This is a genomic window from Actinotalea sp. C106, assembly GCF_023630195.1.
In the GTDB taxonomy this organism is placed as follows: Bacteria; Actinomycetota; Actinomycetes; order Actinomycetales; family Cellulomonadaceae; genus Actinotalea.
This window is the reverse complement of the sequence record NZ_JALPKN010000294.1, coordinates 1-3751: the sequence shown is the minus strand read 5'-3', so window position 1 is coordinate 3751 and position 3751 is coordinate 1. Positions and strand designations below refer to the sequence as shown.

2 protein-coding genes are annotated in these 3751 nt (G+C 73.0%); both read left to right on the top strand.

Going from position 1 to position 3751, the window contains the following annotated elements; translation table 11 throughout:
* The first annotated feature begins 31 nt into the window (after nucleotides 1-31).
* Nucleotides 32-2509: a DNA translocase FtsK gene (locus tag L0B03_RS15145; protein ID WP_250447292.1), complete on the top strand. Its 2478-nt coding sequence runs from the start codon at nucleotides 32-34 to the stop codon at nucleotides 2507-2509.
* A partial coding sequence (locus L0B03_RS15140) for a sensor domain-containing diguanylate cyclase (protein ID WP_250447289.1) occupies nucleotides 2488-3751 on the top strand: 1264 nt, incomplete at its 3' end. The genes L0B03_RS15145 and L0B03_RS15140, both read left to right, overlap by 22 nt.

The window sequence follows — 3751 nt, the reverse complement described above, 5'->3', positions numbered from 1 at the left end:
CCGACTTACACGGCGGGGGCTGCGGGTCCGCATGATGCGCGGCGCCTGGATGGGAGGCGCCCACGTCGTCGGCGGTACGGCTCGTCGGCTCGGGCGCGGCGCACGTGACCTCGACCCGGCGCACCGGCGCGACGGGCTCGCCTTCTTCCTGCTGGGCCTCGCCGTGGTGGTGGCTGCGCGGGAGTGGTGGGGGCTCTCGGGCAGCGCGGGGGACGCGGTGCATGCCGTGGTCGCCGGGACCTTCGGCGTGGTCGGCGTCGTCGTGCCGATCCTGCTGCTCCTGGCCGCGGTGCGGCTGATGCGTCACCCCGAGCGGGTCGAGGCGAACGGGCGGATGGGGATCGGCCTCTCGGCCGTGCTGCTGTCGGTGTGCGGGATCGTGCACCTGGCTGGGGACCTGCCCTCGCCCTCGGACGGCTTCGCCCCGGTCCGGTCCGCCGGTGGTGTGCTCGGATACCTCCTCGCCACACCGCTCGAGCACCTGGTCACCGCCTGGGTGGCACTCCCGCTGATGGTCCTGCTCGGCTTCTTCGGCATCCTCGTCGTCACGGCGACCCCGGTGCACCAGATCGGCCCCCGCCTGCGCGCCCTCTACGAGCGGCTCACGGGCGGGCGCCAGGAGGACGAGCAGCAGGCCGACGAGGACGACCTCTCGCGCATGCCGACCCTCGCCGAGCAGCAGTCGGCCAAGGCCGGGCGGGAGCGCCGGGTGCCCCGGTTGTCGCGCCGCCGGACCCCGGAGGTCGAGGAGACCGTCGAGCTCGGGCAGCTCGCCGGGGACGAGGCCTTCGAGACTGCGGCCCTGACCGCCCCGGCCGACCCCGCCGCCGAGGAGGAGACGACCGTCCTCGAGGCGCAGGCGGCCGAGGAGGAGCCCGCCGAGCCGGTGACGGCGGTCGTGACCTCGCCCGATCTTCTTCCCCCGCCGACGAGTGCCATGCCCCGCGGCGAGCAGCCGATGCTCGACGGCGACGTCGTCTACACCCTGCCCCCGGAGGCGGCCCTGGCCAAGGGCATGCCGCACAAGGTGCGCTCGGCCGCCAACGACCGGGTCGTCGAGGCCCTGACGACCGTGCTCGAGCAGTTCGGCGTCGACGCCACGGTGACCGGGTTCAGCCGTGGCCCGACCGTCACGCGGTACGAGCTAGAGCTCGGCCCCGGGGTGAAGGTCGAGCGGGTCACGGCCCTGAGCAGGAACATCTCCTACGCGGTGGCGAGCGCGGACGTGCGCATCCTCTCGCCGATCCCGGGGAAGTCCGCGATCGGCATCGAGATCCCCAACGCCGATCGCGAGACCGTCTCCCTCGGGGACGTGCTGCGCTCCTCGGCCGCCCGGCGCACCGAGCACCCGATGGTCATGGGCGTAGGCAAGGACGTCGAGGGCGGCTACGTCGTGGCGAACCTGGCCAAGATGCCCCACCTGCTCGTCGCGGGAGCCACGGGGGCCGGCAAGTCGAGCTTCGTCAACTCGATGATCACGTCAATCCTGATGCGCTCGACCCCCGACGAGGTGCGGATGATCCTGGTCGACCCCAAGCGGGTCGAGCTCACCCTGTACGAGGGGATCCCGCACCTGATCACCCCCATCATCACCAACCCCAAGAAGGCCGCCGAGGCCCTCGAGTGGGTGGTGCGGGAGATGGAGTCGCGCTACGACGACCTCGCCCTGTTCGGGTACAAGCACATCGACGACTTCAACGTCGGTGTGCGCTCGGGCAAGGTCAAGCCGTTGCCCGGCAGCGAGCGCAAGATCGCCCCGTACCCCTACCTGCTGGTGATCGTCGACGAGCTCGCCGACCTCATGATGGTCGCCCCGCGTGACGTCGAGGCCTCGATCCAGCGCATCACCCAGCTCGCGCGGGCTGCCGGGATCCACCTGGTGCTCGCCACGCAGCGCCCGAGCGTCGACGTCGTGACCGGCCTGATCAAGGCGAACGTGCCCTCGCGCCTGGCCTTCGCGACCTCTTCGCTGACCGACTCCCGCGTGGTCCTGGACCAGCCGGGCGCCGAGAAGCTCATCGGGCAAGGGGACGCCCTCTTCCTGCCCATGGGGGCGGCCAAGCCGATCCGGGTGCAGGGGGCCTGGGTCACCGAGAGCGAGATCCACGCCGTCGTCGACCACGTCAAGACCCAGCTCAAGCCCACCTACCGTGAGGACGTCACCGTCACGGCGCCCAAGAAGCAGGTGGACGAGGACATCGGCGACGACCTCGACCTGCTGCTCCAGGCGGCCGAGCTCGTCGTGACCACGCAGTTCGGCTCGACGTCGATGCTGCAGCGCAAGCTCCGCGTCGGGTTCGCCAAGGCCGGTCGTCTCATGGACCTGCTCGAGTCCCGCGAGATCGTCGGGCCCTCGGAGGGCTCGAAGGCCCGCGACGTGCTCGTGCAGCCCGACGACCTCCCGGGCACCCTGGCGATGCTGCGGGGTCAGCCGGGAGCGGAGACGGACGTGGCCCCCGAGCTCGAGGACGAGCCCGACGGGCAGCGATGGGCGCCGTCAGCCCCCTGAGTCCCCTCGTCGCCGCCCTGGCGGCCCTGGGGGTGGCTCTGGTGGCTCTCGCCCTGCTCCTCGCGCGCAGCCGGCGCGAGCTCGCCATGACCAGGCAGACGGCTGCGTCGGCGGCCACCGCCGTCTCGCGGCGGCTGGCCGGGGTCATGGCCTCAGGGCGGGACGGGGTCGTCCTGCACGGGGCGGGCGGGACGGTCCTCGAGGCCAACGAGGCGGCTGCCGCCCTCCTCGGGGCGACCACCCAGGCCCTCGTGGGGCGTGCGGTGACCGAGCTCCCCGTCCGGTGGCGGAGCGAGACCGGTCAGGAGGTCGCCCCAGCGGCCGTCTTCGCGCGACGATCCGAGGCCTGGGGGGAGGGCGTGGTGCTCGCCGTCGAGCCGGTCGGGGGCGGCCCGCAGCGTTGGGTCCAGGTCTGGACCCGGGCGGTCCCCACCCTCGACGGTGGCCAGGAGCTCACCACCTGGCTGGCCGACATCAGCGGGCGCCGCGAGGCGCTCGCGGCCCAGGCGCGGTCCGAGCAGCAGTTCCAGGCCGCGATGGAGTACGCGCCGATCGGCATGGTCCTCATCGACACGCAGTGGCGCCTGACCAGGGTCAACGCGGCCTTCGCGAGCCTGCTGGGGGCACGCCCCGAGGCCCTGGTCGGCCGGGACCTGTCGGCCCTGTCCCACCCGGACGACCGCGCCGCCGAGCGGGCCGGGGTGCACGGCCTCCTGGCGGGGCAGCAGTCGCGCCTCAGCCTCGAGAAGCGTTACCTGCGTGCCGACGGGCAGACCGTCTGGGTGGTCCTGGACGTGGTCCTGGTCCGGCTCACGGAGGGCGAGCCCGACCACTTCGTCGCGCAGGTCCGCGACACCACGGAGTCACGCATGAAGGCCGAGATGCTCGCCCACCGCGCCATGCACGACCCCCTGACCGGGCTCGCGAACCGTTCGCTCATGCAGGAGGTGCTCCAGGCGGCGATCGACCGGCCCGGGGCGGACGGCAGGGTCGCGGTCCTGGTCATCGACCTGGACGAGTTCAAGCAGATCAACGACAGGTACGGCCACCCTGCGGGGGACGACGTGCTGGTCCACGTCGCTGGGGTGCTGCGGGCAGCGACCGGCGGGCGGGGCACGGCCGCACGGCTCGGTGGTGACGAGTTCGTGGTGGTCGTCGAGGACCCGGACGCGGCCCGCGCGGTCTTCGACGTCGCGGCCGGGATCCACCGCGGCCTGCGCAACCCGGTGCGCGCGCAGCGTC

Bases quoted from the DNA above. Each gene is read 5' to 3' on its own strand.
- L0B03_RS15145 (WP_250447292.1), top strand. From the start codon at position 32: ATGATGCGCGGCGCCTGGATGGGAGGCGCCCACGTCGTCGGCGGTACG.